General features: G+C 34.6%; 30 protein-coding genes, 1 tRNA gene and 1 pseudogene. 14 read left to right on the forward strand and 18 right to left on the reverse strand.

Going from position 1 to position 23,983, the window contains the following annotated elements; all coding sequences use genetic code 11:
• Window positions 1–464: 464 nt before the first annotated feature.
• A pseudogene (gene msrA / locus T368_RS12920) lies at window positions 465–940 on the reverse strand (peptide-methionine (S)-S-oxide reductase MsrA).
• 219 nt (window positions 941–1,159) lie between these two features.
• Window positions 1,160–2,122 carry an HTH domain-containing protein gene (locus T368_RS0101155; RefSeq protein WP_004088718.1) on the reverse strand — a complete coding sequence of 321 codons (963 nt, stop codon included), beginning with the start codon at window positions 2,120–2,122 and terminating at the stop codon, window positions 1,160–1,162.
• Between the two features lie 156 nt (window positions 2,123–2,278).
• On the opposite strand from T368_RS0101155, the gene T368_RS0101160 reads away from it, so the two are divergent.
• From T368_RS0101160 to T368_RS0101185, 7 genes are all read left to right on the forward strand, one after another.
• On the forward strand, window positions 2,279–3,310 hold the full coding sequence (locus tag T368_RS0101160; protein ID WP_004088719.1) for a hypothetical protein: 1,032 nt from the start codon (window positions 2,279–2,281) through the stop codon (window positions 3,308–3,310).
• A 133-nt stretch (window positions 3,311–3,443) separates the two neighbouring features.
• Window positions 3,444–3,947, forward strand: a complete 504-nt coding sequence (gene lptE, locus T368_RS0101165; protein WP_004088720.1) for an LPS assembly lipoprotein LptE — start codon at window positions 3,444–3,446, stop codon at window positions 3,945–3,947.
• A gap of 195 nt (window positions 3,948–4,142) precedes the next feature.
• Window positions 4,143–5,270 carry a cytochrome-c peroxidase gene (locus tag T368_RS0101170; RefSeq protein ID WP_004088721.1) on the forward strand — a complete coding sequence of 376 codons (1,128 nt, stop codon included), beginning with the start codon at window positions 4,143–4,145 and terminating at the stop codon, window positions 5,268–5,270.
• 198 nt (window positions 5,271–5,468) lie between these two features.
• The gene (locus tag T368_RS0101175; protein WP_004088722.1) at window positions 5,469–6,647 is read left to right on the forward strand and encodes a glycosyltransferase family 9 protein; all 1,179 of its coding nucleotides are present in this window, start codon (window positions 5,469–5,471) and stop codon (window positions 6,645–6,647) included.
• Window positions 6,616–6,762, forward strand: coding sequence for a hypothetical protein (locus tag T368_RS15190; RefSeq protein ID WP_155116663.1), 147 nt, complete (start codon window positions 6,616–6,618; stop codon window positions 6,760–6,762). Before T368_RS0101175 ends, T368_RS15190 begins: the two co-directional genes overlap by 32 nt.
• Before the next feature lie 249 nt (window positions 6,763–7,011).
• The gene (locus tag T368_RS0101180) at window positions 7,012–7,791 is read left to right on the forward strand and encodes a J domain-containing protein (RefSeq protein ID WP_004088723.1); all 780 of its coding nucleotides are present in this window, start codon (window positions 7,012–7,014) and stop codon (window positions 7,789–7,791) included.
• A 19-nt stretch (window positions 7,792–7,810) separates the two neighbouring features.
• Window positions 7,811–8,710 (forward strand): NAD(+)/NADH kinase, encoded by a 900-nt coding sequence (locus T368_RS0101185; protein WP_004088725.1) that lies wholly within the window; start codon window positions 7,811–7,813, stop codon window positions 8,708–8,710.
• A 246-nt stretch (window positions 8,711–8,956) separates the two neighbouring features.
• On the opposite strand, the gene T368_RS0101190 is transcribed toward T368_RS0101185, so the two are convergent.
• Window positions 8,957–10,219 (reverse strand): glucose-6-phosphate isomerase, encoded by a 1,263-nt coding sequence (locus tag T368_RS0101190; RefSeq protein WP_004088727.1) that lies wholly within the window; start codon window positions 10,217–10,219, stop codon window positions 8,957–8,959.
• Window positions 10,220–10,485: 266 nt separating this feature from the next.
• On the opposite strand from T368_RS0101190, the gene T368_RS0101195 reads away from it, so the two are divergent.
• Together T368_RS0101195 and T368_RS14380 are read left to right on the forward strand one after the other, a co-directional pair.
• Window positions 10,486–10,725: a hypothetical protein gene (locus T368_RS0101195; protein WP_004088728.1), complete on the forward strand. Its 240-nt coding sequence runs from the start codon at window positions 10,486–10,488 to the stop codon at window positions 10,723–10,725.
• Between the two features lie 136 nt (window positions 10,726–10,861).
• Window positions 10,862–12,025, forward strand: coding sequence for a restriction endonuclease subunit S (locus tag T368_RS14380; protein WP_004088730.1), 1,164 nt, complete (start codon window positions 10,862–10,864; stop codon window positions 12,023–12,025).
• Window positions 12,026–12,426: 401 nt separating this feature from the next.
• Here the strand turns inward: T368_RS14380 and T368_RS0101210 are convergent, their stop codons facing one another.
• Together T368_RS0101210 and T368_RS0101215 are read right to left on the reverse strand one after the other, a co-directional pair.
• Complete coding sequence (locus T368_RS0101210; protein WP_004088732.1) at window positions 12,427–13,161, reverse strand: hypothetical protein; 735 nt, start codon at window positions 13,159–13,161, stop codon at window positions 12,427–12,429.
• Window positions 13,158–13,421: a hypothetical protein gene (locus T368_RS0101215; RefSeq protein ID WP_004088735.1), complete on the reverse strand. Its 264-nt coding sequence runs from the start codon at window positions 13,419–13,421 to the stop codon at window positions 13,158–13,160. Before T368_RS0101215 ends, T368_RS0101210 begins: the two co-directional genes overlap by 4 nt.
• Window positions 13,422–13,825: 404 nt before the next feature.
• On the opposite strand from T368_RS0101215, the gene T368_RS15195 reads away from it, so the two are divergent.
• The 4 genes from T368_RS15195 to T368_RS14385 all read left to right on the forward strand — a co-directional run bounded on the left by T368_RS15195 (window position 13,826) and on the right by T368_RS14385 (window position 15,949).
• On the forward strand, window positions 13,826–13,993 hold the full coding sequence (locus tag T368_RS15195; protein WP_004088737.1) for a hypothetical protein: 168 nt from the start codon (window positions 13,826–13,828) through the stop codon (window positions 13,991–13,993).
• 131 nt (window positions 13,994–14,124) lie between these two features.
• Window positions 14,125–14,364, forward strand: coding sequence for a plasmid mobilization relaxosome protein MobC (gene mobC, locus T368_RS12930; protein WP_004088740.1), 240 nt, complete (start codon window positions 14,125–14,127; stop codon window positions 14,362–14,364).
• The gene (locus T368_RS12935) at window positions 14,361–15,113 is read left to right on the forward strand and encodes a relaxase/mobilization nuclease domain-containing protein (RefSeq protein ID WP_004088743.1); all 753 of its coding nucleotides are present in this window, start codon (window positions 14,361–14,363) and stop codon (window positions 15,111–15,113) included. The genes mobC and T368_RS12935 overlap by 4 nt, the downstream gene beginning before the upstream one ends.
• 95 nt (window positions 15,114–15,208) lie before the next feature.
• Window positions 15,209–15,949: a hypothetical protein gene (locus T368_RS14385; protein WP_004088746.1), complete on the forward strand. Its 741-nt coding sequence runs from the start codon at window positions 15,209–15,211 to the stop codon at window positions 15,947–15,949.
• Between the two features lie 59 nt (window positions 15,950–16,008).
• On the opposite strand, the gene T368_RS0101235 is transcribed toward T368_RS14385, so the two are convergent.
• The 9 genes from T368_RS0101235 to T368_RS15205 all read right to left on the reverse strand — a co-directional run bounded on the left by T368_RS0101235 (window position 16,009) and on the right by T368_RS15205 (window position 19,746).
• Window positions 16,009–16,461, reverse strand: coding sequence for a hypothetical protein (locus T368_RS0101235; RefSeq protein WP_004088749.1), 453 nt, complete (start codon window positions 16,459–16,461; stop codon window positions 16,009–16,011).
• A complete protein-coding gene (locus T368_RS0101240; RefSeq protein WP_004088752.1) occupies window positions 16,461–16,970 on the reverse strand; it encodes an ImmA/IrrE family metallo-endopeptidase in 510 nt (169 codons plus the stop codon). Before T368_RS0101240 ends, T368_RS0101235 begins: the two co-directional genes overlap by 1 nt.
• A 118-nt stretch (window positions 16,971–17,088) precedes the next feature.
• On the reverse strand, window positions 17,089–17,406 hold the full coding sequence (locus tag T368_RS16255) for a virulence RhuM family protein (protein ID WP_004088755.1): 318 nt from the start codon (window positions 17,404–17,406) through the stop codon (window positions 17,089–17,091).
• The gene (gene rhuM / locus T368_RS17010) at window positions 17,403–17,762 is read right to left on the reverse strand and encodes a RhuM family protein (protein ID WP_080628886.1); all 360 of its coding nucleotides are present in this window, start codon (window positions 17,760–17,762) and stop codon (window positions 17,403–17,405) included. The genes T368_RS16255 and rhuM (T368_RS17010) overlap by 4 nt, the downstream gene beginning before the upstream one ends.
• Before the next feature lie 5 nt (window positions 17,763–17,767).
• On the reverse strand, window positions 17,768–18,106 hold the full coding sequence (gene rhuM / locus T368_RS17015) for a RhuM family protein (RefSeq protein ID WP_004088759.1): 339 nt from the start codon (window positions 18,104–18,106) through the stop codon (window positions 17,768–17,770).
• A gap of 84 nt (window positions 18,107–18,190) precedes the next feature.
• The gene (locus T368_RS0101255; RefSeq protein ID WP_004088760.1) at window positions 18,191–18,484 is read right to left on the reverse strand and encodes a hypothetical protein; all 294 of its coding nucleotides are present in this window, start codon (window positions 18,482–18,484) and stop codon (window positions 18,191–18,193) included.
• Window positions 18,485–18,558: 74 nt separating this feature from the next.
• Entirely contained in the window at window positions 18,559–19,293 is a 735-nt protein-coding gene (locus T368_RS0101260) for a nucleotide-binding protein (RefSeq protein ID WP_004088762.1), read from the reverse strand.
• Complete coding sequence (locus tag T368_RS0101265) at window positions 19,274–19,531, reverse strand: hypothetical protein (protein ID WP_004088766.1); 258 nt, start codon at window positions 19,529–19,531, stop codon at window positions 19,274–19,276. Before T368_RS0101265 ends, T368_RS0101260 begins: the two co-directional genes overlap by 20 nt.
• Window positions 19,532–19,584: 53 nt before the next feature.
• Complete coding sequence (locus T368_RS15205) at window positions 19,585–19,746, reverse strand: hypothetical protein (RefSeq protein WP_004088770.1); 162 nt, start codon at window positions 19,744–19,746, stop codon at window positions 19,585–19,587.
• A 129-nt stretch (window positions 19,747–19,875) separates the two neighbouring features.
• Between T368_RS15205 and T368_RS0101275 the strand changes: the two genes are divergently transcribed.
• Complete coding sequence (locus T368_RS0101275; RefSeq protein WP_004088773.1) at window positions 19,876–20,544, forward strand: helix-turn-helix domain-containing protein; 669 nt, start codon at window positions 19,876–19,878, stop codon at window positions 20,542–20,544.
• 378 nt (window positions 20,545–20,922) lie between these two features.
• On the opposite strand, the gene T368_RS16460 is transcribed toward T368_RS0101275, so the two are convergent.
• The 4 genes from T368_RS16460 to T368_RS0101305 form a co-directional block, all read right to left on the reverse strand.
• Complete coding sequence (locus T368_RS16460) at window positions 20,923–21,333, reverse strand: tyrosine-type recombinase/integrase (protein WP_230455675.1); 411 nt, start codon at window positions 21,331–21,333, stop codon at window positions 20,923–20,925.
• Window positions 21,334–21,758: 425 nt separating this feature from the next.
• Window positions 21,759–21,846, reverse strand: a tRNA-Ser gene (locus tag T368_RS0101295).
• Between the two features lie 70 nt (window positions 21,847–21,916).
• Window positions 21,917–23,407, reverse strand: coding sequence for an SH3 domain-containing protein (locus tag T368_RS0101300; RefSeq protein ID WP_004088784.1), 1,491 nt, complete (start codon window positions 23,405–23,407; stop codon window positions 21,917–21,919).
• The gene (locus T368_RS0101305) at window positions 23,404–23,745 is read right to left on the reverse strand and encodes a Spx/MgsR family RNA polymerase-binding regulatory protein (protein WP_004088787.1); all 342 of its coding nucleotides are present in this window, start codon (window positions 23,743–23,745) and stop codon (window positions 23,404–23,406) included. The genes T368_RS0101300 and T368_RS0101305 overlap by 4 nt, the downstream gene beginning before the upstream one ends.
• Window positions 23,746–23,983 lie beyond the last annotated feature (238 nt).

Genomic DNA, 23,983 nt, shown 5'->3' on the forward strand with positions numbered 1-23,983 from the left:
AGGCTTTTAACAAACTGAAAACAAAGCAAAACATACTTTAATACTACTTGCATAACTTAATTATACGCTTATATGTTTTATTGACTTTGTATCTAGTCTTTAATGTTTTTGTATTGTGTGTAATTTTAATTTGTATCAAAGTATTAATTAATTTGTAATTTTGTATTGCTTAGTTTGTAACACTTTGTAAAGTGAAAATGTAACTTATAAACTTAATGCAAAAATCATATAAAAGTTACTTGTATTTTTAGTTATAATTGGAATGGTATTTTAAAGGGTTAAAATCTTTAGAATATGTGTTATTTTACTTGTAATTTTATGTAGTAATGAAAAAAGGATACACAAAAAGTAAAAAGGCTTTTTTACTTAGTGTTTAGAGCATCGGTATTTTGGGCGTTTGGAGTGTTTTTTGTAACGCTGGGGTAATATAATGCGTGATTTTTATATCTTAGACTTTCATTTCACTACTTTTTGGTTTCTTTCTTGCTATCCCTAAAACTTCGCAAAGCAGTATCTATATCAATATGGCAATAGCCATTGGGATTTTTCTCTAAATACTTTTGATGATAACTTTCTGCTTCATAAAAATTAGCTAAAGGCAGCATCTCTGTAACTGCCTTGCGATTCTGCCTTTGCTCCCACGCTCTCAAGCATTCTCTTATTACATTCTCATTCTCTAAATCTACATAATACACGCCACTGCGATACTGCGTCCCCCTATCATTGCCTTGATAATCTCACGCAATGAAAGCACAGATTCATCATACTCTAGCCTTAAAGCTTCTGCCGCCCCACTTGTCCCACTACATACAAGTTCATAAGATGGATTTGCAATTTGAGAGTTCGCATAGCCAACAACAGAATCTAGCACACCTTTAAGCCTATCAAAATAGCCCTGCACTCCCCAAAAGCAACCACCAGCAAGATAAATCACCGCCATTTTTGCCCCTTAATACAACAAACTTCTTTGAGACATAATCCTACTTATATTGTTTATATAAAACACAAATAGCCACAAAGAAATAAATTTATTTTATAAACTTATAAAATCTCTTAAAAAGCTTTTAAGATTCTAAAATTTAACTTCCAATACGCTAAGCACTAGAATCATAATCGCAACAAACTCCACAAGAGTTTAGCCCACAAGATTGCAAAAAACCTAACCCCTTAAGCCCTTCTCACTCAAATACCTATCCAAACTCTCATCATCAAGCACCCTGTCATAATACTGCAGGGCAATCCGCCTTTTATCATTTGTCTGTATATCGCCATTTATCGTGTCAATAAACTCCCTAAAATCCGCATTTTTATTCACTAGCATATCAATGGTTTTAAAATCCAAGTTTCTTACCAACGATGGCAAAAGCACAGAAGATTCAGTAGGCTCTAGCTCTAGCTTTATAAGCCCAATGCCAAAGCTACTATGCAGCCGCCTTAGCTCATCAAACACTTCAGAATCTAGCTCTTCAAATACGACCAAATACCCCTCATTTGCAAAGCTAGAGTTACTCACCGCTTGAAAGTAGCTTTCTTTCAAATTGCTAAAATCAAGTGAAACCTTTAGCTCAAAGGAGTAAATCTTAAAATCACGGCGGTTTAGATTCTGGCTTAGCTCTAGCGTTTCTCTCTCACTATAATCATTAAATGGGAAATGCACCCCTACAATATCGGGATAGTTCCACTTATCCTGCCCACTTTGCGTCTTTTTGCTCTTTTCGTGCTTTATCGTCTTTGCATACACATCAAAATAATCTTTTGCAAACCGCACAAACAACGGGTGCAAATCCCGCTCGTGAAAGCCCCTGCCTTTTTGCTTTTCATAGTTTGTCTTGTTTGTTTGCATTATAGATTCTAATCCCTTTTGCAGCTCATTCTCTCTCGCCCTTAGCCAAAAGGTCGTAGGCTTAGTAGAGGCTTTCATAAAGATAGAATCTTGCCTATCCCTTACATCTATATACAGCAATGCCCCCATAGTTGCTTGTGGTGTTTTGCCGATACTTTTTAGATTCTTATCTAGCCCTTTTTCCACTGCTATATCCCAAACCTGTCCCGCTTTAAGCGGAGCAGTCGCACTCTCTAGCACAGCCCTTGCCACTTCCAAATATGTCATTTTCTTTTGCATTTTTATCCTTAGAATAATATAAATAAAATTATAGCATTAGATTCCAAAAGTAACTTTAGAGTTACAAAGTCCGCTATTACTACGCATATTTGCCTTTGATTAGTGAAAAATACGCAATGATTAAGGACAAGTGAATCTCGCATAAAGGAAGTGAAAATGACAGAGTTTGACCCAATTGATGAAAAAGTCGTGTTTGAAAAGCTAAGTAATCTTATCAATGGAATGGACTGCTCTAAGCAGAGTTTAGAGCAGCATAAAGAGCAACAAGGCGTGATTTATGCTAAAGATGGAGAGAGTATCCAATCTTCTAGCACGAATAAAAGGATTTGCTTTGCAGATAGAATCCTAAATGGTGGAATCTTGCAAAAAGATGGGAGCTACATAAGCGATGATAAGCAGTTTATATATAGCCTTGAGACAAGTGGGGCTGGGCTTTTGCGTATCACTTCTGTGTGTAAAAAGACAAGCTTTATCCTAGTAAATTTCTCGCAAAAAAATGCTGATTTTGGAATCTATTTGCGTGAAAAGCCTTATAAGGAAATGGGCTTTGTGTATTGCAACACTTTTAGTTTGCACCCCTATATTAAGGCTTTCAAGGAAATCGCCCCCTATATTGCAAAGCGAATTTATAAGCCTGATTTCTTCACAAAGGCAGTGGTGAATGACTATAAAAGTATGCTTGCAAATACGCTTGGACCATTTTATGAGCCAAAATCATTTGATAAAGCGGTGCAAGAGATTAGCTTAAATCCGCAGTATCTCTATCTTCTTAATGTCGCTATGATTGAGAGTATGAAGCATTTTACTAAGGATAATGGGCTAGTAAAAGAGCTATATATTTTTGCAAGTAACCCAACACCTCCTGATAGCTTCCGCGCACAAACACTTCTTAGCACGATGAAAAGTCTCAATCGCAATATCACGCAAGGAAAGCCAGAACTTGTTATCAATCAAGTGGTGTTTCATAGCTTTGCTTTGGGCGAAGAAGTGGAGTTTTTGCAGGAATTAAGCAAGGATAGTGGCGGAAAATACTATAAAGTGGATTCTACTTTGGCGTTTAAAAAGGCATTATTAAGCCACCTTGATAATGGCAGAATGCCAGAGCCAAAAGAGCTAGGCGATGATGTGAGCATAGTGCCTAGCAAGCCAGAAAAAATGCACGATGATAATCCACCAAAAGATAAGTAAAAAGCATTAGAATCTAGCTCACTTAAAAAGTCTTTTATGTATCTTGTCATCTAGATTCTATTGCCAAGAATTTTACATATAATTTTTAGCTATAATACAACTTCATTTTTTGAATACATAACTAGGTAAATTCATGCTATTTTATAGAATCTTTTTTATATTTTTTGCCATATATGTGAGTGGTTGTGGCTATAAACCCATGTCATATTATGCAAATAAAGCCTTAGGTGAGAAAGTCTATGTAGAACTCATTGTCAATCTAGAGAATCCAGAAGAATCTGTAAAGATTAAAGACTTAGTAAATGAGGCGATTGTTTCGCGTTTTCATTCAAGGATAGCAAATAAGAGTGAGGCAGATTCTATCCTTAAGGTTAATGTAGAAAATATACAAGATACAATCATTGGCACAAATACACAAGGCATTGCGACCTTTTATCGTGTGTTTCTTAATATTTCCTTTAGCTTTAATCACAATGGAAAAGCCTTTAACTTTGCAAATCAAGGTTATTATGACTATGCTGCCTCACTTGGTAGCCCAACAATCACTTATAATAATAGATCAAATGCAATCATTGAAGCAGCAAGACAAAGCCTTGATAGATTTATATCTCAAATTGGTTATAGTGCATCCTTTTAATTTCCCCATATTAGAATCCAAAGTTTAAACATAATCTTAAAGGATAGAATTATTGAGTGTGAATTGTATATGCGATGATTGCTTAAGCCTTTAAGATTCTACATAACATTAATGTATAATAGCAATTTTTGTTTTATTGTGATAAAAAGTGTGTCATGCAAAGACGACTATATAAAAATTACAAAAAGGGTAGTTATGAAAAAGATGAGAAAAAATCTATTTAGCCTTATATCTCAAGTGCAATCAAAAGTTATGCTTTTTGGCATTATTATATGCAGTAGCTTTTTTGTATTTACACAGCTTGTTTATGGCTTTGAAGACATAGGGGCAAAGATAGAAGCCATCGCCAAAAAGGCACATTCAGCTGGATTAAAGCCTGTGAGTGAGGGTGCTGAATTAGCTACATTGCAAAAAGGTATGTTTGATAAAAAGTCAGATTTTAGCTTTTCAGAGGCACAACTTGAGTTAGGTAAGATTCTCTACTTTGATCCGCGTTTAAGTAATGATGGTATGCGCTCATGCAATACTTGCCATAATATCGCTATGCAAGGCACAAGCACACTTGATAAAAGTCAAAATAACCCCTATCATCTCAATGTCCCAACAATCTATAACATGCTTTTTAATGATGCCGCCTACTACAAAGGACAAATAAAAAGACATGATAAACTAGATACAAACACAAGCAAATTTTTATCAAAAAATATTACCGCTAGGGCGACTTTACATGCACTAAAGGCAGATAATGAAATGAAAGGTGATATGCAAAAAATCATTCAAGGTATCACCAACTCAAAAGAATATATGCGTTATTTTATAAGGGCGTATGGCACGAAAGTAAAGGTTGATGAGAATCTTATCGCACAAACTTTAGCGGGCTTTATTATGAGTTTAAATGTAGTTACTCGCTTTGATGATTTTTTGAATGGGAATCTAAAAGCCCTCAGCATTAGTGAAGCTGAAGGGCTTGATATGTTTATTGAAAAGGGCTGTGTAACATGTCATAATGGCGTAAATCTTGGTGGGACAATGCAGCCTTTTGAAGTTATAGGCAGATATAAGTTCAGTGATTTAGGGAAGTTTGGCACAGATTCTAATAAAATGCTGAAAGTCCCAACGCTGCGTAATATCACTGCAACTGCACCATATTTTCATAATGGTGGATTCAGTAACCTTGATGATGCGATTAAAGAAATGGGGAGAATACAAATAGGCATTAATCTCTCGAATAAAGACATAGCAAAGATTATCGAGTTTTTAGAATCTTTAAGTGGTGAGATACGACCTATAACAATACCGACCTTGCCTAGAGCAAGTTTTTAATGGAACGAGTTTCTAAGACAATTTTAAGGGCTATTTATGGGCTTTAGATTCTATAAATTGTCATATTGAACAAAGCGAAATATCTAATATAAAATCTAAAAAGCTAAATAAAGCCTGATAGAAGCTTTTATAATTTATTGCCAACTAATCTATTTCATAGAATCTTTTTATTCTAGATTCCAAACAGAAGGGTATCAAATGCGATATATATTAATTAAACTTCCAAATTGGCTTGGTGATACAATGATGCTAACACCAACCATTGCTTGTATAAGGCGATTTTTCCCACAAGCAAAAATCATTCTCGTTGGTAATGCTTTGAGTGTGAGTCTATTTAACACGAATAAAACTTTTATAAAAATCTTTACTGATAAGAGTAAGCAAAAAAAAGGCATTATAAATCGCATTAGAGAGACAGCTGCACTTGCAGGAGAGATTAATGGCTATTTGCATGAAAATAATATAACACTTGATTGTGCGATAACTACGCAAAATAACTTTTTTTCCGCTTTTTTACTCTCAAAAATAGCGGTTAAAAAACGCATTGGCTATGGTGATAAAAATGCTTTTGGTATGCGTAAATTTCTCTTAACTCATATAGTCAAATATACAAGCGGTCGTCCGCCACTTTGCACACATCAGGTGTTAAGCTATATTCATTTATTGCTGCCGATTTTACCGCATAGTTTTTTTAAAGATTGCAAGTTAGATTCTAAAAGCGTGCATTACAATCCGCTTGCAAGTCGTGTGCAAAATATGCTTTATAATGAAGCAAAAGATTTACAACTCTACCTTCCTTTTACAGAGAAAAAGTCGAAAAAAAAGATTATTGCCATTAGCACAAGTGCGAGTTATGGAGATTCTAAAATGTGGCTTATTTCACATTTCATAGAAGTGATTGTAGCTTTCATACACAAAGGCTATAATGTTAGAATCTATGGGGCTAAAGATGATATAGAGAGAAACGCACAGATAGAAAAAAGTGTGAAAGAAGCCTTGAAAGAAAGCGATTATGAAAGATTAGAGAATCTAAGCGGGAAAACTAGCATACAAGAACTCATTCAATCTTTAAGTGAATGCAGACTTTATATCGGCAATGACAGCGGGACGACACATATCGCTAGAGCGCTAAATTTACCTAGCATTATTATCTTTGGTCCTATGCCCTTTTCTTGGTGTAGTCCTTGGAGTGTTTTAGAGACTGAAAAACGGGGAGAATACTACATTACAGAAAATACGATTTCTATACAAAAAGATCTTTCATGTGTGCCTTGCAAACAAAAGACCTGCCCCCTAAAACACCATAATTGCATGAGACTAATCACACCGCAAGAGGTGCTAGAACTTGGATATAAGTTGCTGGATTCTAGTTTCTAAAACAACTGCTTGTCATACTAAGCCTTTAGGCGAAGTATCTAGCACGAAGTCTAAAAAAGATATTTCGTGCTTACGCGCTCAATATGACAAGATTTCAGATTCTCTATCTTTATGAGTGGATGCAAGGCCTTGGAGTTGCATTTTGCTAGATTCTAGAGACTAGTGAGTTTAAGATATTTGGAATGAAAAATGCTACTTTTAGAAATAACCATGAAGCCTTATTAGAATCTAAGGCTGTGATTTATGTTTGATAAGATTAGGCGTAGGGGTTATCTTTGCATAATTTTGCTATAATCTTTTAGAATCTGTATAATTATATTATTATCAATAGATAGATATGCTTTAGGGTTTTTAGGGTGAAGTGATGATTTCTTGTTGCGACAAATATGTGCAAATAAAGCTTGCTGAAGATAGCAAGATTCTACCAAAGGTGCTTTCTTATGCAAAAAAGCATTTTAGTCGCAATTATAGATTATCAAGCTCTGTTTTAATTCTCGATGATGGTGAGATAGTTAAGAAAAACTATCTTATTAATTGGTGCTATCATGCGGCAAATCACTATGACCCAAACGACAATACTGAATTAGAATTTGCCTTAGCAAATAGCCATTTACCCATACGCATAAAGATGGTAAAATCTACTGACCTATTAGAGAGAATTCGCGTGAAGATTCAAATGATTGGCACTTCTCGCATTATTCTCACCTTAAGCAAACGCAACAGAGTAGCAGAACGCTACATAAAGGCAATGTTTGGCTCTCACTACATAGGCATGAGTCAAAATGAAATTTATTTACAATCAGGCAATGAGTTTTTTTGGGAAAGCGTTATGAGATTTATTGGCAATCGCATTATACATAATATAGTGCTATCCTTTGAATATAGTGATTTTAATGCTGATGAGATCACATTTTTGACCTCGCAAGAAAAAGAGCTTAGGCAGTGTTATGCGATTTTAGATTCTCAATTTGGCGATGATTTTGAGCTTGTGAAAAAGCGTTATCTCAAACTAGCAAGAGAATATCACCCAGATAATTTTTATGGTGAAAATGAAAAAGAGATTCTAGACTATACGACAAAATTCCATAAGATTACGGAAGCATATAAGACGATTAAACGCACAGAGCATTTGCATACAAACTAGCCAGAATCAAGGATAATACATGGAGCAAAAAGAACGCAATGTAGAAAAAGTAGGCATCATCTTGCGTCCCCAAAGCACTCATATAAAGCCTATTTTCTTAGAGATACAAAAGAAGTTAGAAAAGGCAGACATACAGGTCATGCTAGAATCTTCTAGTGCGAAAATGCTAGATTTAGAATCCATTGAAAGCTATGATATGCAGTATCTATGTAAGCATGTAGATATGCTCTTTAGTATCGGTGGAGATGGCACACTTTTATCTGTTGCAAATCAAAGCTATGGCAGCAATGTGCCTATACTTGGTATAAATTCTGGTAGGCTTGGATACTTAACCATCGCATTACCACATGAGATAGATAACCTTATCCCTCGCATAAAGCATGGAGAATATAGTATTAATAAGCACCTTATGCTAGAGGGCTATGTAAAGAAAAGCGATATGCAAGAAAATGGGGGGCTAGAGATTCCACAGCCATTTGTCGCCCTAAATGAGTTTTTGCTATCAAGGGCTGGTGTTAGCGGTATGTTGGAGATTGAAGCATCAATTGAGGGTGTATTGTTTAATCACTACCGATTAGATGGGCTACTTGTAGCAACGCCAACTGGCTCTAGTGCATACAATGTATCTGCTGGTGGAAGTCTTGTGTATCCAAATTGTCGTAATGTATTACTCACGCCTATATGTGCGCATTCTTTAACACAAAGACCATTAATCCTTGATGATTCCTTTATTATTGAATTGAAATTTAAGAATGTTGGCACACTTATATGCGATGGACAACAGAGAATCTCTATGCCAAAAGATAGTGTCATTTGTATCAAAACTGCAGAACACAACGCACATCTTGTAGAACTCACACCAAACTTCTATTTCATGCGATTAAGAGAAAAGCTCGGCTGGGGACAGATTGAATCTTAATTAAAATCTAAATTAAATTATAAAAGCAAATATTACTACACCTCAATATATTTTATCTTACTCTTTTATTTTTGCAGAATCTTGTCGTATTAAGATTATAGATAAAATGTCTATTTTATCGCCCTTCAAGTTATTTCACTTTACCTAGCATTGCAAATGCTGGTTCAAGTCATAGCAAAAAAAGAAAAGATTAATCTTCATGCATAGGTGTATAAAATTTGTTGCACTATCGTAAAGATTATCCAACTATTTAAGCATCTCGCACAAAAGCTTTTTACCCCTTTCAACTGCGGGTTGATTATAGGTTTGTATGCCAAAAATGCAGCCAACAGCTGAAGTGAGTAGCTCATAATACATGATAAGACAGCCGATATTTTCTTCATTTAATAAATCAATCTCAATGCAGTCAATAGGCAATCCCTCATCTTGCAAAACGCGCATTGTAGCCTTTTTTTGTGTCGCAAGTAGTTTAGCAAAAGAGATTGTATTTACAAAATCAGTTTGCTCTAATCCTTGCAATTTTATATCAGGTATTACAAGCTCATTATACCCCTCTTCTTTAATACCTAAAAAAGTAATGGTTTTATCCTGCTTACCCTCTAAAATAAGCTGCAAAAATGAATGCTGGTCAATGCTACCTATAAGGCTAATAGGCGTTAAGCCAATCTTTTTAGAATCCATATCAATCTTGCCTAAGCTCTCCCCCCATAGCTGCACATACCAAAGATTAAAATCCCTAAAAGAACTCGAATATGAAAACAAAATATTCATCGGTAAAGCATCATGATTTTTTGCCATAAATTGTGCTTTTTCCAATATATGCTCTTCCTCTCTTTTAAGAAAAGAGTCTTGCAAATCTCTTGCCCCTTTAAGTATAGAATCTACCTTATAGCCAAGCAACATTAAAGGTAAGATTCCAACCGCACTAAGCACACTAAATCGCCCGCCAATATTGCTTTCAATGCCAACACTATACACGCCATTTTGCTTTGCCCATGTATCAAGTGGCGAGTTTGTATCTGTGATGATAAGCAGGCGATTTTTCACACAAGATTCCAAAAGATTATACCGCCAAATGCAATATTTCATCAAAGAAGTAGTCTCAATCGTCATGCCAGACTTTGAAATCACGATAAAAAGCGTGGTGTGAAGTCGAATTTTTTTCAGTGATTTTTGTATCTTTAAGGGATCTGTATGTTCTAAAAACTTCACTGCGATATTATTTCTGTGTGGCAAGTGATAAAGCATTGTATCAATGGCTTTTAAGCCAAGTGAGCTTCCACCTATGCCAATGATTACAATATGTGTGAGATCCTTTAGCACCGCACTATTATGCTGCATATATGCAAGGGAATCTTGCAGGGCTTTTGTCTCATAGGGGAGATTATAGTAGCCGCTTTCTTGCTGCTTTTTTTCATTGAGTAATTTTGTAAAGATTTCATCTCTCTCACTCTTAGACTCGTCTGTATTTATAGCTAGATTCTTAAAACCTAAGTGAAACTTTACCATGAGATTTCCTGCTTTTGTGAAATTTAAGATTTAAAAAGTTGTGATAAATCTTTTATTTTACAAAAAAAATATCAATATATAAAAAATAGATTCTAAAATAATGGATTAGAATCTAAATCCTACCAATTATCATGACGAAGCCCTTAGGCAAAGTATCTAAAAACCTAGAATCCACAAAAGACTCTAAAAAGATATTTAGCCATTTTCAAAGGTTCAAAATGACAAGGGAAAAAGCCATAGAATAACAAACATAATGAAGTATAATAATGCAATCTTTTGAATCTTCCACTTGTCATACTGATTATTCTTGTCATGCTGAGCGTAGCGAAGTATCTCAAGTTATAGATTCTAAAAGAGATTTTTCGCCTACGGCTCAAAATGACAAGGAAAGGGTTACTCAAAATGACAATGCCCCCACTTGTCATACTGAGCGTAGCGAAGTATCTACAATGGAATCTAGATTTTTCGCTATCGCTCAAAATGACAAAGAAAATAGTATCAAATAACAAACATAATGAAGTATAATAATGAAATCTTTTATCCACAAGCACAGCGGGGTGAGTAATGAAATCTTTAGAATCTTACACTTGTCATACTGGGCCTTTAGGCGAAGTATCTAAAACTTTACAACGGAGTGTAATAATGGAATCTTGTAATACAGAATCTAGCTTGGATTTACCTTTAGAATCTCTCTCTTTACAACCCTTTCTACAATCTCTCCATAAAGAGCAATGGCAGGAAGTAAGGCTTGGGGAAGTTGCGGAAATGAATAATGGAAAAGCTCGTCCAAAAAATTATGGAGACTATCCAATTTATGGAGGCAATGGTATTCTTGGATATGGAAATCAATATAATTGCGATAGTGAAACCATAATAGTGGGGAGAGTGGGTGCATATTGCGGTTGCGTATATTATGAAAAACAGCCAATTTGGGTATCTGATAATGCCATCATTGTTAAAGCCAAAAGTGAAAATAACATTAAATTTTTGTATTATGTATTAAAATCAATGAATCTAAATGATTATGCACTTGGTTCAAGCCATCCACTTTTAACTCAAAATTTATTAAATACCTTGCAAGTTGAAATACCAAAAGACATTACCACACAACAAAAAATAGCAGAGATTCTAAGTAGCTTTGATGATAAGATAGATTTACTCCATAGACAAAACAAAACTTTAGAATCTCTAGCCCTTACCCTTTTTCGCCATTATTTTATAGACAATCCAAACCGCAATGAATGGGAGCTAGGCAAACTTGGCGATTATGTAAAGATTATAGATAATCGTGGTAAAACTCCCCCATTTACAACAGATATAACACCATATCCTTTAATTGAAGTAAATGCTTTAAGTGATGATTCTATGTTGATTAATTATGATGTTGTAAGAAAATATGTGATTAAAGAAACTTATCAAAATTGGTTTAGAGAACATATCAAGCAATATGATATATTGTTGTCAACCGTTGGCAGTATAGGTGAAGTGGCAATGTTGCTAGACAATAAGGGGTGTATAGCTCAAAATGTAATTGGTTTTAGGGCTAGAGATATTTCTCCATTCTATCTTTATGAATGGTTAAAATATATGCAACAAGAGATTAAAGAGTTTGATATAGGTTCTGTGCAGCCTAGTATCAAGATAACACATTTTGTAGAAAAACAAATTTACAAACCAGATTCTAAGACTTTAGAAAGTTTTGATAAGCAAATGCTGTTGATAACAAATAAAATTTCTCATAACGCAAAACAGATTCAAAATCTCCAAGCAATGCGGGATATGTTATTAAAGGCAATTTTTGCTTAGGTGTTGTTGTGGGCTAAGGAATACTTCTTATATGATGTTGTAGGTGGGCTGTGAATAGATACTTCGCTACGCTCAGTATGACAAAAAAAGGGGGGGGGGGATGTTTTATGTGATTGATTTTTTCATATCCTAAGTGCTGGAAATCACAATATACAAATGTGCCAAGCAACACGGCAAAGATTAGTTTTTTCATTTCTCACACTTCTTTTCTGTTTAGATTCCAAGAAGGCTTTTATCTCTTTTATACTTGAGATACAAATACAAAGCCTTAATATCTTTCCACTTATGCTTTATTGCATATACAAGCATAAAAGGGGGATATTGTAAAAAAAACAATAACCCAGCAGATAAGCTTTTTAAAGCTTCACAAATACCACTTACAAAAATTTCAAATACACACTTCAAAACTTGTCTTGTGGGCTGTTATAAGCCTTATCGGCAGTTTTTAGGATAAAATAGGTATAGTCTTCTTCCCCATTTTCTTTCTCACTTCGTGTTTTTATTACACCGATAATTTTTTTTGACACAAGTTGTGCGAACTTGTTATTGTCCATTTCAGCTTGACTACTTGGTGTTTTGTGGTGAGCTTCTCTAATTGTTCCTTGAAATCCAGCTAAAAAACCTGCTAACTCAGGACTAGACAATCCTTTTGCCAAATCTGCCATTTTGCCTATAGTATCCCAGCCTTTTTCATCTAATTCATCTAGCGCTAATTTTGGAGGCATTTTAAGAGCAGAGCAGATTTTATCTAAACGATTACTTGTATTATCTTTTTCTTGTTTAGAATCAATGTCGGATTCTAAATTTGCTCCAAAATTTTCACGCAAATGATTTATGCCTTTTCCAAAATGCCCCATACCCAATGGGACAGACATAGACTCTTCTACTCTTTTGCCATTTAATCCGTAAGAAATTGTAAAATCTATATTCGGCGTATCTATATTGCCATCACTTTTGATTTTTTCTTTCCGTGCGGCATCTAACGCAACTAAATGAGATAAAACTTCATCAATCTCTTCTTTATTTTCATTCTGCCCATAAGTATCTTTATGCTCGGTATATAAATTTAAGAGCCTATTTGTTTCGCTATCCTTAAAGCTAATTTCAAAAAAATTATCATCAGTTTTAATTGTCATTTTTCATCCTTTGTATTAGATTCTAAATTTTGTGCCTGATTGGATTGTTTGAATGCAGTCAATAATTTTTGAAAGCTTTCATTGATTTTTGTATGCGATAAGAGCATTTCTTTTAAAACCTCGTTGTTTTGTGTTTCTTCAAAGATGCTGAGCGAAAACTCTTTATAAATATTGTTGAGTTTTGCATTTTCTTTGGTGATAGCTTTTTTGATAGAAGCGGCGTATTTTTCTTTTAAATTTTTAATGTATGGTGTTTCCATTTTTAACCTTTCATTTGGTGTTTTATCAAAAATATATCAAATAATATCATATAAATAACAATATATAACATAAAATACTTGACTGATTTGGTATTTTTTGTGATAATTCGGTTTTTAAGAGAATGCAGGATAGGAAAAAATGTGCAAAAGTTATTAACTTTCGCACATTTTTTCCGCAAATTTAACAATTTGTCCTGCGTCTAGCGAGGCTCTTAAGTTTCAATTTCGCTTTGCGAGAATTGAAAAAAGTCCTAGCAAATTTATGCAAGGGTTCTATTAGAAAGTCGCTCAATCTCTTTTGGAGTAATCCAAGATGGGCGAGAAGTTTTGTTGCTGAACGCTTTTGGCGTTTATCAACAAAAAAATTAGACACACCAAAGGAAAAAAATCAAAGGAAGTAAGCAATGGCAGATAAAAATACAATGATGTCCTTTAGGCTTTCAGCACAGAATGCAGATACGCTTACCAACCTTGCCAAAGAATTGCATATCTCCAAATCAAGTATAGTCAATGATTACTTGATAATCATTTACAAAATACAAAACATCAAAAGAAGCTCAAGTTTCTCTTAGATGATAATGTTCATTCATATAAAACAATTAAGGTTACGCTTACCAAGAATCAATATGATACACTCAAATCCACCGCACGAAATTTTATTACTAACTCCGTGCCAAAGCTTATTAAGCTCCACACACTTAATATGATTTATGATTCGAAAATTCTAAATAGCAAAGAATTAGAAGCTCTAGCACTTACTCGCACAGAACTTAATAAGATTGGTGTCAATATTAATCAAATTGCGAGAACTCTTAATACTCAAAAAGAAGCAAAAATAGATACGAGATTGCTTAAGATTTTGGAAAATCTCCAAGAGGCACTCACGCTTCTTAGAAACGATATTAAAATGATTTGTCATACCTCACAAGGATTATTGAAATGAATAGCACTCCACATTTTTACAAACATTTTGATGATGATGGGTTAGAGTGGAAAGCTAAAAAAATCAAAAATGTGCGTATTGAACACGCAAGAATTAATCAAATTAACAAGGCAAGAGCCAAATCAAAACCGCTCATCTCTCATAAGCAAATTGCTGGTAACAATCCAGCAAAAGCAAAACTTCTAAGAAAAGAAAAATTGGCAAATAATGGCTATGAAGTGATATTTAAAATCACTTCAAGTGCAAAAAACACTAAGCAGTTATCCGCACATCTTAATTATATTTCAAGGCAGGGGATTTTAGAGTTATTAGATTCTGATTTAAACTTATATACTGACAATTCTCAATTGACAGACTGCCTTGAAAATTATCAAAATGGATATGTGATTCCAAATGAAAACAAAAAAGAGCGAAGAGAAACTTATAATATGGTCTTTTCAATGCGTGATTATGATGATTGCGATGCAGTTTCTCTTAAAAATGCCGCTTTTGAAACAATTAAAAACCTTTACCCCAATGCTCACTTTGTTCTTGCTTTTCATAATGATACGGACAATCCACATCGCCATATTTGTCTTAAGGCTACAAATAATGATGGAAGTCGCATTGATATTAAAAAGGCTGACTGCACCACAATCCGCAAAACCTTTGCGGAGAATCTTAATAAACGAGGAGTCTATGCACTTGCCACTAGAAAACAAGATAGCATTCGTGGAGACAACTTGCCAACAATATCACAGAAACCTTAGAACCAAAGACATTACACGAATATAATGCTAAACCACATTATTACAAGATATTAGATTTTGGTGAAGCTCCATACAATGATGACAATCTCAATGATATGAGCTATTTTGCGCGTTATTATACACGCAAGGGCAATGTAACAATTTGGGGACAGAATCTACGCCAAATAGTAGAAGAATCTAAATTGCAAAAGGGTGAGTATGCAAGAATTTCTAAAGTTGGTTATGAGTTACGCCCTTATCAATTTGACAAAACAATTAAGGGAAAAATTTATACCATTAGCACAGCTCGTAAAGTTGCCAAATGGGATATTTCTATAATGAATCGTGCAGAAAAAGCCTTTACTAAGCTCCCAAAAGTAAAAATAACAACAACTATGAAGCCAAAAGAAGTAGATTCTATAAGCAGCACAAAAAGCACAAAACGCTACACCAAACAAGAATGGGCTGCTTACTATGCAAACAAGAAAGCTAAATCAACACAAAGGAACATCAATGAACCAAGAACATATACAAGAGAGCAGTGGGCAAGATACAACGCAGGGCGTGGAGACTCTAAAGCAAAACTCCACCCAACAAGAAATGCCACTATACACATCTCCAACGCTCCTGCTCTTAGAAATCCACCTAAATCCTATGCCGATATGTGCGGAATGTCCCAAAGCAATGTGGCACTTAGCCAAGAATATGGAAGAAAGGACAATAAGGTGCTTTTGCCAAGTAATGCACAGCATAGTTTATCAAGCTCCACAAATACAAGGACAGAATCCAAAGAGCGAAACGATAATAGAGAATTGCGATGGACAATTGGTAGCGATACAGGAATTAGTAGAGAGTAATCAAACTTAATCATTATATATTCGTTGAATAGTTTCTGCTGTGGCTGCGCCTTGGGCTTTTATTGTTTGGGCAACTTAATTTTATGCTTGATAATTTCCACGATAGCTTCAAAAAGTCTGCGTAATCCCTTGGCAGTAGGGAATGTCAAGAGTGCTACAAATATAATTCCTAGAGCATAAAAAAGTTTTTTATAAATCAAATGAACAAGTGAAATAACTTGACTATATTCATCATCAGTCGCCACGAATAGAAACAATAGCAACAAAACCCAAAGATAAAACCACAAACCACCAAAAAACAAACCCATTAGTTGTGAATAAATTTTATTTAATCTCTTTGTATTTTTTAAAGAGTGATCCGCATCATCACATTCCTCTTTAAGCTTGGTAGTAAAAAGATTCTCTTCTGTTGATAAAAATTCTTTTTCTTTTCCTTCACTTGCATCATAAATAGGTATACTATCTTGAGCTGCATTCTTGCGAAGACTTTCCGCTTTGTTCTCTTGTTCCATCAATCATATCCCAAGAAATCAAATCTATGCGCCATAGCTGTATAAGATACTTGAAAGAAATCTGCTATTTCATACAGAGAAAATCTTTGTTCATAAAGTTCCTTTACCCTATCTTGTGGCATTAAGAGATTGGCGGCAAAAAAAATAGCTTCTATCTCTTTAATACTAAAACCCATAGATGATAAATTATTTCTATATGAGATATGTTTCTTTTCTTCTTTTTCTGCAAATATATTCCCCTTGTAGTGCAATATATAATGTCCAATCTCGTGCGCAATAGAAAATCTTTGCCTCCTTATCCCATCGCTTTCGGCTACGTAAATCTTTGCTTCTTGAGCCTTAAGCATACCTGATACACCATCTCTGCTGAAAGTCGTTTTAAATACTTGCAAATCGAGATTGTGAGTAATACTGAGCACTTTTACAGGATACTGCCTGTTACTATAAAATTCTAGCACATCCGCCGCAAGATTAGATATTTGCTCCCTAGTATATCGTGCCTCTGACATCACTCCCTGTCCTTAATTGAAGTTGCTTATAGTTTAGCTGTTGTGGACTGTAACGGCAATCCTACCATAAAAACCGCAAAAATTGCCCTATATATATATACTTTAAAAGTATTTAAAATTAAAATATTGTAAATTTCTTGATTATTTGAAAGACAAGACAGAATCTTAACGCTCCAAATATTTGTCTTTTTTCTTGGCTCTCTCGTTTAGTTTGAGATTCAATAGTCCTGTTTGCTTTTTTGGCAGTTATTTCTAGTGCTTTAATACTTTCTAAATACTCTTTTTCCACAGGACTTGGTGTTTTAGCTTGAAAATTTCTATATTCAATCTCCGCCTTTTCTCTAGCACGCTGTGTAGAGATGACCCCAGCATTCTCTAGCACCTCTCTCCCAGCACCACGAAGTATGCTGTCTAAATGCTCTATGTGGTCTTTCATAGTCTTTTTTCATTAGATTCTGCCTTTAATTCTGCTAAATCAAAATATGCACTGACAAGATTATTTAGTGTCTTTAATTCTTTACTATCTAGACAGTTTTTAGCAATTGTAGTATCTGTCAAAGTAGGAAAATCACCCTTAAAGGTTTGCAACCCCATAAAATCTTTTTCGCTATCTGCCCTGTCGTATATGATTTCTGCGGCAGTATGTCCTTGAGCAGCAAAGTGAAGTTTGTTTTGCACGACTTTAAAAAACTGCATAGAAGTCTCGCTCTTAGGGTCATAATCTATGCTTGTAGCATATAAATCAAGCACTTGCCTATATAGAACTTTTTCACTTGAGCGAATATCTTTAATGCGTTCTAGTAGCTCTTTGAAGTAGCTTTTGTGAGAGTTACCGCTATTTTAAGTTGTTCATCATCAAGCACAAAGCCTTTAACAATGTATTCTCTAAGGTTTTTTGTAGCCCATTGACGAAATGCTGTGGCAAGTTTAGAATTGACACGACAGCCAACAGCTATGATGGCGTCTAGGTTATATGTCTGTGTTAGATAATTTTTGCCATCATTGGCAGTTACCGAGAATTTCTCGGTAACTGAATCCTTATCTAACTCTCCACTCTCAAAAATATTCTTTAAATGCAAAGGTATGTTATCGGTAGAGCAGTCAAAAGTTCTGCCATTTGCCTTTGTGTAAGCCAAATGGTCTCATCTTGCAGAGTTACTTTTACACTCGGTTTATCTCCATTGTTATAGACAATGATCTGCCCTTATTTTCGTTTTCATTCATTTTTCAAACCCTTTTGCATCTAGCCACGCATTGAGTGCTTGAGTGAAAATATAAGTCTGTGTCTCAATTCTTTTGGCGTTTTCGCTATTTTGATATCGTTTTAATCGCTCTATCAACTCTATTGGCAATAAAACACTAAAGACTTTATTATCCTTATTTTTGGATTCTGCTTTGCGTTTTAACTTTGGAACAGAATCTATCTTTGTAGCTCTGCCACCATTCTCAAATTCACTCTCACTTATTGCTTTACTCAGCAGTGGTTGTGTTGCTTGTTTTTTAAATCTACCCATTGTTAATCCTTATTTAAAAATCAAAATATTGTAAGTATTTTACAATAAAATTATTTACAATATTTTAAAAGTATTTATAATGTTTTCCCAAACGCGACAATTTCCGCACACAAGGTATTAAATTCATCTCTTGCCTTTGTGTCATCAAACTCATCTAGACTTTTACCATCAATTACCGCCCTCTTGTATGCTCTACGCTCATAAATGAGAGTTTCTAGCACAGCCACATCTTCTAGCTGTTTTTCCTTGATAGCAGATTCTACAAATTCTTTTAGCTCCGCTATTTCTCTACTTAAAAAAGGATTGGGGCTAATTTTATTAAGTAGAATCAAGCAATGCAACTTCGGGTTATTTTCCTTTGCTAGATTAAATACTTCCAACATTCTATCTAGCACGACTACATCATATTGGCTAGGAATCGTGGGGATAATAAGCAGATCTGCCTTATTCATTGCAATACGCATTTCCTTGCTATCAGCCCCAGAAGTATCAATAATCACACAATCATTCTTGTTTTCTTGTAAAGTGATTTCATCTTTAAGTGAGCTACCAATCTTGCTTACATTTGAAAAGAGTGGCTTTAATTCACTATCGCTCCTATTGTTACTGAAAATCTCACTGCTTCGCTGTGGATCTGCATCAATCAGTGTTACTCTATCGCCCTCTTTAGCAAGATAGCAAGCAAGATTTACTGCTATTGTCGTTTTCCCACTACCTGTTTCACCACAGATGATGACATTCTTACCATAGCTTACAACTCTGCTAATAAAGCTTTCATACTCGTGATTTTCATAAATTAAGTAGCTCATTGTCTTTTTGACCAAGTGTGTATGTGCTTGGCTCTATCTCACTAAAAAGCCCCTGTTTAGAAAAATCACTCATCACAAATATTGTGCGGCTAGGCTTTCTAATAGTGATTGAAATATGATCGTTTTCTTTGTTTTTTCGCATTCTAAGTTTTTGTTGCTTACTGATACTAACGCCGAACTCTGCCTCTAGTTGTTTTGGGCTTAGCACATTTGGGTTGCTTGGCTCTATTTTACGCATTGCGTGTTACCCTTTGTCTTTCTACCCATTCTATAATTTCGCTTCGCTTGTATCTAATACCTGCACCAGCGATTCTGTAATAGGGTAACGGATTTGATTCTTGGACTTTTTTTGTAACCTATATGTCTTCTTATACGCTCTTGCTGAACTACGCTAAGACCAATCCACTCTTCTAGCTGTTTTGGTGAGATAAACTCAGACATTTGTGTATTCATTTTGTATCCTTTTGTGTTTTATTGTTATTAACAATAATTAACATATTATAGTAAGAGAGTAAATGAGAGTTTTAAATTTGTTCTATTTTGTTACAATTTGCCTATCAATACGCACTAAAAAGGTTTTTTATGAAATCAGAGCATAAAAAAAATGAAAAATTACGGAATCTGCGACTCTCTTTAGGTCTCTCTCAAAAGAAATTTGCCGAAAAATTAGGGCTTACAAGATCTCTGATTGCTGCTTATGAGACTGAGAAAAATCCCATTTCAAATAATGTGTTATTGCGAGTGAGTGAAATTTTTGGTATTAAAAATGAATATTTTGAATCTGAAATGACACCACAAGAAGCATTTGAAAAATATAGTATTAACCCTGCTGACATACTCAAGATAAATCCATTTGATGATATGGTTTGTTGCGTATATGAGAGTTTAGAAGATTATGCAGACAGGAATCCTTTAGTTAAGGCAAATTTAAAAATTCAATTTCTTTCCTTATTGTTTGCGGCAAATACAGATGGAAATTATCACTTTATAAAGCTTAATAACTCCACAAATGAGCCTTTTGCAAAAAACGGAGATATTCTTATTGTAGAAAGGCAGGGTAGAGCGGTTAATGGAGATTTTATTGTTGCAAAATTCCAAGAAAGTTATATCATTTTTCAATATTTTGTTGTTGGGATTGATGAAGCACTTTTTAAGGGGAGCAATAATATAGAAATCAAATTGAAAGGCAATGAAAGAGAACAGATAGAGATATTGGGCATTATTAAGCAAAAAATTTCTACTTCAATATAAAAAGTGCAAGAATCCATACATACAGCAATCTTGTATTTTTTTATTGCTTTTAGATATAAAAAAATAATCCATAAGGCTTAAGCATTAAAAAGTGCTAAAATATCACAAAATAGGTGCTTGGAAAAGAAAAAAGCGAGATTTACACTTTATATTGTGCTTAAAAAAATCCATTAAATTTCAGCATTTTAACACACTTGAAATGCGTTGCACAAGTGCTTTAAGATATAAATTTGCTCTCTACACATACATTTTGAGTAAAAAGTGTGCTGATTGATGTTTGGCAAATATCATTATATGTGCAAGTTTTACAACTTTTGATTTTGATAAAATATTGCTTCAAATGGCGTATTTTAGGCATAAAGAATTTAAAAAAAGAAACTAGATTTTAAAATCACACAAATTATTCAAATAATCCCCATACCACTGCATTAGCACTTCTTGCTGTTTGAGTGTGCTTTTCTCTCGCTCATAGGCATATTGTATAGCGTTGTTTGTTTTATGGGCAAGGGCAGATTCAATGGCATTATTTCCAACACCAAGCTTCAACAACTCCACTTCATTGATAGAACATATTGTCCTAAATGTCGCCCTAAATCCGTGTGTAGTTACTTTGCCATTCCATTTGCCTTTATTCAATCGCCTTAGAGCTTTGCTTAATGTATCCCTATGAATATGTCCATCTTTACTGATAGTGGGGAATACAAAAGGGCTTTCTAATATACCAAAGTCTGCTTTTTGCAATTCTAAGATTCTTAAAGAGATACTTTTGCGTATTAAGCTCTCCACCACTTTGAACAATCTTTAACTTCTCGCACGCTTCTTTTCTAGCTTCAGCCACGATATAAATACCTTGTCTAAAGCGATTTAATGGTATATGCTTTTCTCGACCATTGTTGCAAATCCTAAGTGCAAAGCTTTTAACGTCACTTGGATTCACAAACAAGATAAGCTCACTAGGATTACCTAGCACAACACGATACCTTTTGTTTTTCGGCTCCAACCCTCTTGTGTCTTTGTCAAATAGAATCTTTGTGGCTATGCGACTCATTATTTAGCCTTTATTGTAAGATTTTATGAAAGTATAACAAGTCCCCTTAAAAGTTCCCAAACCAAAAGAAAATAAACAAAAACAAATGATAGTCAAATGAAAAGATAAGAGCCTTAAATAGCGGTATTTGGTAGTTATTTGAAAACAAATGAAAGAAAGGTAATCATGGCAGAGGGGAAGGGATTCGAACCCTCGAAAGTTTGCACTTTACACGCGTTCCAGGCGTGCTCCTTCAACCACTCGGACACCCCTCTATAAATTAAAAGATTTTACAAAACACGCAATTATAGCAAAAAATTACTTTTTTGCAAACTACGCTTACATTTAATGTGAGATATTAATACCTGATAATAAATCTAACGCCCTAGGGCTTACTTCCGTATTATAGATATTTGTAACGCCCTCTATCCTTGAAAGCAAGGTATTTTTCATTGCTACATTTGAGCTAAATGCCCCACCTATATGAAGCGTTGTAATACGCACCCCACCTAGTCTAATATCTTCCTGCTTATTGTTTATAACAGGTCTAACTCCCCATGCACTATGGGCTACAATAGCCCTTTGTGAGCCTTTGATATTGACATGCCCTAGATAAAGCATAATATGCCCCTTTAGCCAAATGATACTTGCAAAGGGCTTTGCATTTGCGATAATATACTCTTCTTTTTCACTCTCTGTCATTTTAGATAGATTCACAAATTGCCCTTTAAATTGTGCTTGTGCGGCAGAATTGCGTGGTAAAAAGATTCCAAATGATGCAAAGCTATCACGCGTAAAAGCACTGCAATCCCTATTGCCAAGCAAGCCGCCCCAACCATACTTCTGCCCTAGCATAGTATGAATGAGTGATGACATTTTTTCTTCACTAAAAGGCATGGGAAAATCTGAAAATAGATTAGGGTCAAACTCTACTTCACGAATTTGTGCGTAATTATCTATATCTTTGTAAAAGGTTATGAGTGTGTCATGTCGTTTATTGTAGGGGAAAATCTGTCCTACACGCGCATCAAGCACCCATTGATTCTGATAAGACAAGGGGATAAAATCCTTATTTGGAATCTTATAGGATTCAAAGCTAAGGATTCTTTTACGCATACTATCACTCACTAGTCCAACACTACGCGTATCAATCCAGCCATATACAAAAGGTCCCTGTATATGTGCATATCGCCCATCACTACTAAAGTGAGAAATCATTACAGGTGTGCCTTCAAATATAAAGCTATTTTGCCATCTATCAAATGGAAAATCATCTTTGTTTTTATAACGCGGCTTATGCGTTGGCACGGCTCTCACAGAAGTAGCTTGGACGATTATTCCAGCTTGTGGTTTGCGTAAAAATTCGCCTAAATTCATATTGCTTAGAATCTCTTCAAACTCATCAAGTGTATTAGGCAGAAGATTCTCACCAACGCCAAGCAATGTTTTTATCCTTTGCTCGAGTGAAGCCATCTTTGCTTTATATTCTCTCTCTAGCTTCGCGTAATTTTTCGCATTTTTCTTTGGCGGCTTTTTCTTTAGCTCTTCTAGCTCTTTATGATAATTTAGGGCATTTTGCAGTGATGGCACGATATAAAATACAGAATCTTTATTGCTACTGATTTTATTTATATCCCACACAGCATAAAACTTTGCTAGATATTCTTCTTTGTTTGCTACATTAAGATTTTGTATTTGAAATGGCATAGATTCTGTTGGATTAAATTTTTGCGAATTATCTGTGCCAGAAAGTATATTAACATTAATGCCTTCTTGTGCTTGCAGGCTTGACAAACATACATATATTACAATAAGAATCTTGACAAAAGTTTTCATAGCAACTCTTCTAAATGTTGTAATCCAGTAGTAGCTTTTTGTATCACACCATTATCATAGCTTACAATAAGTGGTCGCTTTATCACGCTTAGATTCTGCAACACAACTTCAGGCGTTATATCCTTTATGCCTTGCTCTTTTAGCTTTTTGTAAGTCGTGCCTTTAGTGTTTATGAGTTTCTCTAAGCTTATACATTCAAGTATAGCCTTTAAAGATTCTAAGTCTAACCTCTCTTTTTTAAAATCATGAAATCTGTATGCTATATCATTTTCATCTAAAAAGGTAAATGCTTTTTTCATGCTATTGCAATTTTTAATGCCATATACTATTAACTCCATTGTATCCCTTGTATGCGAAATTGGCTATATAAAGCAAAAAGCTTACCATTTGTCATATTAATTCTATGCAAAAGTATAAAAAGCATTTTTATTTTCCATCATCGCTGTGTTTATTTCTGTTTGTATCAATAAACTACAATATAAAACACAAATGATACTTTTTTACACATGCTTATAATTTTGAGTAAAAAAGTATTTCATTTTTACAGAAAAAATGCTTTTTTATATATTATATAGC

The organism is Helicobacter bilis ATCC 51630, from assembly GCF_000686565.1.
GTDB classification, from domain to species: Bacteria; Campylobacterota; Campylobacteria; order Campylobacterales; family Helicobacteraceae; genus Helicobacter_A; species Helicobacter_A bilis.